Origin of the sequence: uncultured Fibrobacter sp. (genome assembly GCF_937877005.1) — a bacterium.
Lineage (GTDB): Bacteria > Fibrobacterota > Fibrobacteria > Fibrobacterales > Fibrobacteraceae > Fibrobacter.
This window is the reverse complement of sequence record NZ_CALEFV010000279.1, coordinates 1-6992: the sequence shown is the minus strand read 5'-3', so window position 1 is coordinate 6992 and position 6992 is coordinate 1. Positions and strand designations below refer to the sequence as shown.

Genomic DNA, 6992 nt, shown 5'->3' with positions numbered 1-6992 from the left:
ACCGAGAAATCTCGGACCTGTCGGTACTGCGCCAGTGTGCGAAGGGTGCGGATAGCGGAGCCTATTGCTTTATGGTGCGTTTCCGCTATCCGATTGATACGGATCATCTCGAACGGATTTACCTCTGGGTGGATTCGCTTGTCGTAGGGGACACGGCAAAAGCAGTCAGTGATGGTGATCTGGAAGAGGCGACGGACAGTTTCGAGTATGCCGAAGGGACCGAGGCGCTTTTTGATACGATTGACCTGACGTCCTATATCCAGGACTATACGAAAGTGCGCGACAGCTTGCTGATTGCCATCTACTGTGACTATTCCAGTGGAAGGCCAGGAACGGTTCAGCGTATCTATCTGCATTTCGGTGACGATTTGAAGCCGTCCCTGGTCAACTATGAGGATTCCGTGTGGACGACTGGATATCTAATGCAGTGGACCCGCTCGACGGACCAGACGGATTACTATAAGCCGGGTGAACTCTCGGGGCCGATTGTCGGTTATAACATCGAAATTTACACTCAGGACAAGGACGAGGACATCCGCGAGCTGTCGGTGAAGGTGATTTCGCCCGATGGAACGGACTCTACGGGAACGAGTATCTATAAGCGTCACCATCAGCTTTATCGCAACAATGATTCGATGTGGGTCGATACCACCTCGCATGGCGACAGAGTGAAGAACTATCTGCGAATCATGGTCAAGGATGGTAAGGGGTACAATGAGGATGAGCCGGATTCCAACATGTTCCGCCTGATTGTCGATGGACTCAAGGCGGAGTCCAAGTATACGATTACGATCACCGCGTGGGATTCCTCGGGAAATCGTTCCGATAACGCTACGAAGGATTTTGTCACGACAGATTCGGTTGCGCCCCTGATGCCGACAAAACTTTTTACGCTCAAGGATACCCTTTATCCTGACATGGCGCGACTCGACAGCAACAACCGTCTGCGTATCTTCTGGAGCCAGAGTGTTGACCCTTACAAGAAGTCTCACAACATTGAAGTGGATTCTGTTTTGACGCTTCCCGATACCTGCGTATTTAAGATCTGTTACGATACCGTGTCTACCTATATGATTGAATATTATGATGTCAATCAGAATAAATGGACCGTTTATAAGGATACGGGGGCGACGAGCTACGGGGCTAGCTTGTACGAAGTGAGCGGTGACACGATGGAAATTTCTGCAGTTGGGTCGTTCGTGACGGATACCATCCGCTGGGTCGCTCCGGGAGACACGCTGATTCTACGAGTTCGTGCGATAGACAAGTCGAAGTATTATTCCGTGGCGCTGATCGATACGATTTATGTGGCTCCAAGCGCCTATGCGGCAGAACTTGAATGTCCCGAAGGTTTTGTACCGGTGAAATCCTCGGATACGTCGTTCTTCTGCATGGAAAGATTGGAACATCGTAACGATTCTGGTGCTTTCATGACTAATGTCTTGCATTCCGATGCGCTGGCGGCCTGCGAAGCCGTCTCGGCTAGCGGGTTTACAGTTAGCCTTTGCAACGAGCGCGACTGGGAGCTGGTGTGCCTTTCGGGCGGAACGCTTTCGTATGGAGTTGTTCAGGAAGATATTTTGCAGCCGACCGATTTGCTATTCAAGGACTGCAATGTGGCGTCGAATGACTCCGCCTCGGCGGCAGATATAACGAAGCGAAGCCCTCGGTGCATGAATCCGATGGGAGTTCGTGACATGCCTGGTCAGTATCAGGAATGGGTCATGGGTCGTTCCGAAGATACGCTTGCGGTAGTGAAGGGGGGCAGCTACAAGGTGATGGGCGGCCTGGACCTTGAAACGCAGGCTCTCTGCACGAACCGGAGTTTCCCGTACTTTACCCGTCTCGGCTACACGAAGGATACTGTTTATCTATATCGCGAAGGGACCAAAGTCGATACGGTTTTTGTAGCCGACACATCGAGATCGCTGTACCAGATTTTGACTCAGAAGGATTTCAAAGATTCGCTACAGTTCTTCGATGTGCAGGATTCTAGCGGAAATTCCGTGGGTACGGACTATGCCCCGTATTCTGAATACAAGAAGGGTGGCGACAAATGGCTTGAAAGCATCGGTAACGGAATGAAGTATGTTCCCGACCATATTGAGGTTGTTTTCCTGACGGGCGAAAAAGTGGCTTTCCGTGGTGCGGCGAATTTTTACAAGTCTCCGACGATTGGTTTCCGCTGCTGCGCATACAAGGAATAATGTAATTGATAGTGGATGATGGATAATTGATGATTAAATTATTCATCTATAAAGAATCTTTTGTTTCTCATGTCTAATACTGAAGATTATTTAAAGGTTGCAGAAGCGCTTGCTAAAGAAGCGGGCGCCCTTTGTCTAGAAATCCAAAAAGACTTGGGCGATATCAGGTACAAATCCAAGAAGGATGTCGTCACGCGCGCGGATATTGCTAGCGAAAAGCTGATTGTCGAAGGCCTCCGTAAGGCCTTTCCGGAACATTCTATTCGCACCGAAGAGGCGGGTGTCGTCGAGGGGGCTGATCCGCGCTTTCGCTGGATAATCGACCCGGTAGATGGAACGGTGAATTTTAGTCGTGGCATTCCTCTGTGGGGAATTTCCATAGCGCTTCACTTCGAGGGTAGGCCCCTGGTTGCGGTGGTGAATCTGCCAAAACTTGGAGAACTCTTTACGGCGGTAAAGGGTGAGGGTGCGTTCATGAACGGATCGCCAATTCATGTGAGTGACTGCGCTGACCCGGTGCATGCCATTGTCAGTAATGGCGATTTCAACGTGGGAAATGTCGAAACGATCAATGCTCAGAACTCAAAAAATTTTGCCCGCGAAGCCGAAGTTTTTGAACGTGTTAAGTGTTTCGGCTCGGCGGTTATCGAAGGGTGCTTTACAGCCTGCGGGCGTATTGACTGCTTTGTGATGACGATGAGCTATCCGTGGGATATCGCAGCCATAGCCTTGCTTGTGGAAGAAGCGGGAGGCCGGTCGACCCATATTGACGGGAGTCCCATGCAGTTTGTGGATGCGGAACAGGTGATTTTCTCGAACGGAATTCTGCACGAAACACTGGTCGATGCTGTTTCGTAAGCTGTCTGGAACAAAAAAAATCTGGCCGATGATGTAAAATCTTTTTTACCGTTGCCTAAACAAATTTTAAACTTACAAAAATGTAAGTTTTATAAATTCATATCATCGTTTTTTATTGAAAAAAGACAATTTACAAAACTTGCAAAATACTAACTTACAAAAATGTAAGTTTTTGAAGATTTTTGCCCGTTTTTCACTATTTGTCATGCCCCTTTGCTATCTTTATAGACGTTAAAAACATTAACAATCTAAACTCTCAACGGAGATATATAAAATGGCAATCAAGAATGCTTACCTTCAGAAAGTCTATGACAAGGTCGTCGCCCGTGATCCGGACCAGGCCCTCTTCCATCAGGCTGTCCGTGAATTCCTCGAATCCCTCGACCCCGTCCTCGAACAGGACAAGTCCTGGGAAACCAACGGCGTGATCGACCGCCTCGTCGAACCGGAACGCGTGATTACCTTCCGCGTGCCTTGGCTCGATGACAAGGGTAACGTTCAGGTGAACCGTGGCTACCGCGTGCAGTTCAACTCCGCTATCGGCCCCTACAAGGGCGGTATCCGTCTCCGTAACGAAGTGACGCTTTCTATGCTGAAGTTCCTCGGCTTCGAACAGATCTTCAAGAACAGCTTGACCACGCTCCCCATGGGCGGCGGCAAGGGCGGTTCCGACTTCGATCCTAAGGGCAAGAGCGACAACGAAGTGATGCGTTTCTGCCAGTCCTTCATGACTGAACTCTGCAAGCACGTCGGTGCCGACACGGACGTTCCGGCTGGTGACCAGGGTACTGGCGCTCGCGAAATCGGTTACATGTTCGGTCAGTACAAGCGCATCCGCAACGAATTTGTGGGCGTTCTCACCGGTAAGGGCCTCTCCTACGGTGGCTCTCTCGCTCGTACCGAAGCTACTGGCTACGGCCTCTGCTACTTCACTCGCGAAATGCTCAAGGACCTCGCTAACGACTCCTTCGAAGGCAAGACCGTCGTGATTTCCGGTTCCGGTAACGTTGCCCAGTTCGCATGCCAGAAGGCTACTCAGCTCGGTGGCAAGGTCGTGACCATGTCCGACTCCAACGGCTACATCTACGACCCGAACGGCATCAACCTCGACATCGTTCTCGACCTCAAGAACGTGAAGCGTGCCCGCATTAGCGAATACGCCAAGCTGGTTCCCGGTTCTGAATACCACGAAGGTTCTAAGGGTGTTTGGACGGTCAAGTGCGACATTGCTCTTCCGTGCGCAACTCAGAACGAACTCGACCTCGACGGTGCCAAGGCCCTTATCGCTAACGGCGTGAAGGCCGTTGCCGAAGGTGCAAACATGCCGTCTACTCCGGAAGCTATCGAAGCCTTCCAGAAGGCTGGCGTTCTCTTTGGACCTGCCAAGGCTGCTAACGCTGGTGGCGTGGCTACCTCCGGCCTCGAAATGTCTCAGAACTCCGAACGTCTCTCTTGGACCTTCGAAGAAGTGGACAAGAAGCTCGAAGGCATCATGAAGAGCATCTACGCCGCTGCTTCCTCTGCCGCTGTCAAGTACGGCCAGAAGGGCAACCTCGTGATGGGTGCAAACATCGCCGGCTTCCTCAAGGTTGCCGATGCCATGAAGTGGCAGGGCGCTGTCTAATAAGACCGAATCGGCTAAATTCTCCAGAATCCTTACTCTGGAGCCGATTCTCTCGCGACCGCTCCAGCTTAACGCTTGGAGCTTTGTCGCTTACGGATAAGACCGCTCGCGGGAAATTACCACTCTAAAAAGTCCTCGGTTTCGCAAGAGCCGGGGGCTTTTTTGTTGCTTTTTCATTTCTTTTGTATATATTCAGATGGGGGGATTATTCCAATGTTTTCCTATTTGAGATTGTTTTATGCGTTTATACTTCTCCTTGGTTGCGGAGGGGCTTTTGCGCACATAGAGAAAATGCCCGATTTCAAGGATCGGCGCGATGGGAATGTGTATAGGACTGTCCAGATAGGCGCCCAGCGTTGGTTCGCCGAAAACTTGCGTTACAAGATAAAGGGGAGTTTCTGTTACGACAATAGGGACTACAACTGTGCTACTTACGGAAGGCTTTACGATTGGGCGATGGCGATGAGGATGGTGGATTACTACAACTATAATTCCATCAAGAAATTCGATTTTTCAAAGCTGAAAAAGGGCGTGTATCACGACGCTTGCCCCGCTGGCTGGCATGTTCCGAGCAACAAGGACTGGTACATGCTCAAGTATTTCGTCGGAAAGAAAGGAAAAAGCGACGGTGTCGGTATCAGCCTCAAGTCGGCGGATATGTGGGAACGCGAAATTCGCTTGCCAGGCGGTTCCAACGAGTTTGGTTTCTCTGCGATTCCTGCGGGAATGAGGTTGAAGCATGTGGGCTTTATGGATATAGGTCGCTCGGCACAGTTTTGGTCTTCTGCTGAAATTGACGATGTCGGAGCTGTCTATTGGAGCCTGATGTACGATTCCAGGACTTTGGAAAAGGTCTATGCGGGGAAGGACGAGGCCGTCTCGATCCGTTGCGTCGAAGATAGGCTATATAAAATCAAGGAACCGCCTCCTCCGCCACCTAAGGTGATTCCGCAAGTTGTCAAGGTGCAGGACAGGGAAGTGCAGACGATTCATGTTGGCGACCAGATCTGGATGGTCAAGAACTTGAACGTTAATGTTCCCGGGAGTTTCTGCTACGAGTATAAGGAGGAAAATTGCGAAAAGTTTGGGCGCCTATATACCTGGACTGCCGCGATGAAGATTGACGATAGGTTCTCAAGGACAGAAGCGCGTGATTCAATATCCAGGAGAAAACCGCGCGGAATTTGCCCGAACGGCTGGCATGTTCCGACCGTATTTGATTTCCATAAGCTGATTGCCTATCTGAAGGATATTGACGATGCTGTGGGCGTGGGCACGAACCTGCGTGCTCGCGAAGGCTGGAAAGAAAATGAGAATGTCCTGCTTGGCGAGGACGGCTTTGGCTTTGCGGGACTCGCGGCCGGAGCGCGCGATACGGCCGGAGTCTTTGGCGGAATAGAGACATTTGCTGGATTCTGGTCGGGTACCGAGGGGGATTCGCTGCACTCCCTAGCATGGACTCTGCTATATGATAACGATGATTTTGTGATGGATTCCGTGCAGAAAGGCAATGCCTATGCGGTACGGTGCCTCATGGATCCGCCTGATGACGAAGAAATTTACGATAGTACCTCTATTTACGACAGACGTGACGATAATCGCTATAAGACCGTGGCTGTTGGTGATGCCGTTTGGATGGCGGAGAACTTGCGGTTCGCCGCTCCGGGTAGTTTCTGCTACGAGGAAAAGGATATTCGTTGTCGTTCTTACGGAAGGCTTTATCCGTGGCATGTCGTGATGAGATTGCCTGCGGACTATATCGAGAATTCGCTCGACAGTGTGTCGCAGGCTTCCGTGTTGCAAGAACATCAGGGAATCTGTCCCGATGGCTGGCATGTTCCGCGCCGTGATGAATGGGTGGCGTTGGGGCAGTATGCGCTTAATAAGCGCAAGGGGCTTGCTGCATCACTCAAGAGCCGTGAAGGTTGGGTGCAGGGGGGTGGACCTGCGAACAATGCGAGTGAGTTCAATGCCCTTCCTGCCGGAAGCCGCTACAATGACGGTGAATACGCCGAGTTGGGGTCGAGTGCCTATTTTTGGGCGGCCGAAGGTGGCGCTGGAATGGGTGCTGTTTATTGGAACCTGATTAATTCAAAAGATGACTTTATGACTGCCGAAGATTTTGAGCACTCGGCGTTCTCGCTTCGGTGTGTGAAGAATAAGGTGGTTCCTGCTGATAGCGCAAAGGTTGCTGCGCCAGTAGACAGCGCTAAGGCTGCGCAGGAGCCCTAGAATAGGCTAAGCTGGTCGCTAGCACTGGATGAAATTTGCTTGTTGCTGGCTGGTGCCTCTGCGACCGTTTC

The 6992-nt window shown here is 51.0% G+C and carries 4 protein-coding genes; all 4 read left to right on the top strand.

Translation table 11 applies throughout. The features are described from left to right. Positions 1–2207: hypothetical protein (locus tag Q0628_RS12300; protein ID WP_298771386.1), on the top strand; the 2207-nt coding region annotated here is incomplete at its 5' end. Positions 2208–2276: 69 nt separating this feature from the next. Then, a complete protein-coding gene (locus Q0628_RS12295; protein WP_298771383.1) occupies positions 2277–3065 on the top strand; it encodes an inositol monophosphatase family protein in 789 nt (262 codons plus the stop codon). 274 nt (positions 3066–3339) lie between these two features. Next, positions 3340–4689 carry an NADP-specific glutamate dehydrogenase gene (gene gdhA, locus Q0628_RS12290; RefSeq protein WP_298771381.1) on the top strand — a complete coding sequence of 450 codons (1350 nt, stop codon included), beginning with the start codon at positions 3340–3342 and terminating at the stop codon, positions 4687–4689. Positions 4690–4980: 291 nt separating this feature from the next. After that, on the top strand, positions 4981–6921 hold the full coding sequence (locus tag Q0628_RS12285; RefSeq protein WP_298771379.1) for an FISUMP domain-containing protein: 1941 nt from the start codon (positions 4981–4983) through the stop codon (positions 6919–6921). Positions 6922–6992 lie beyond the last annotated feature (71 nt).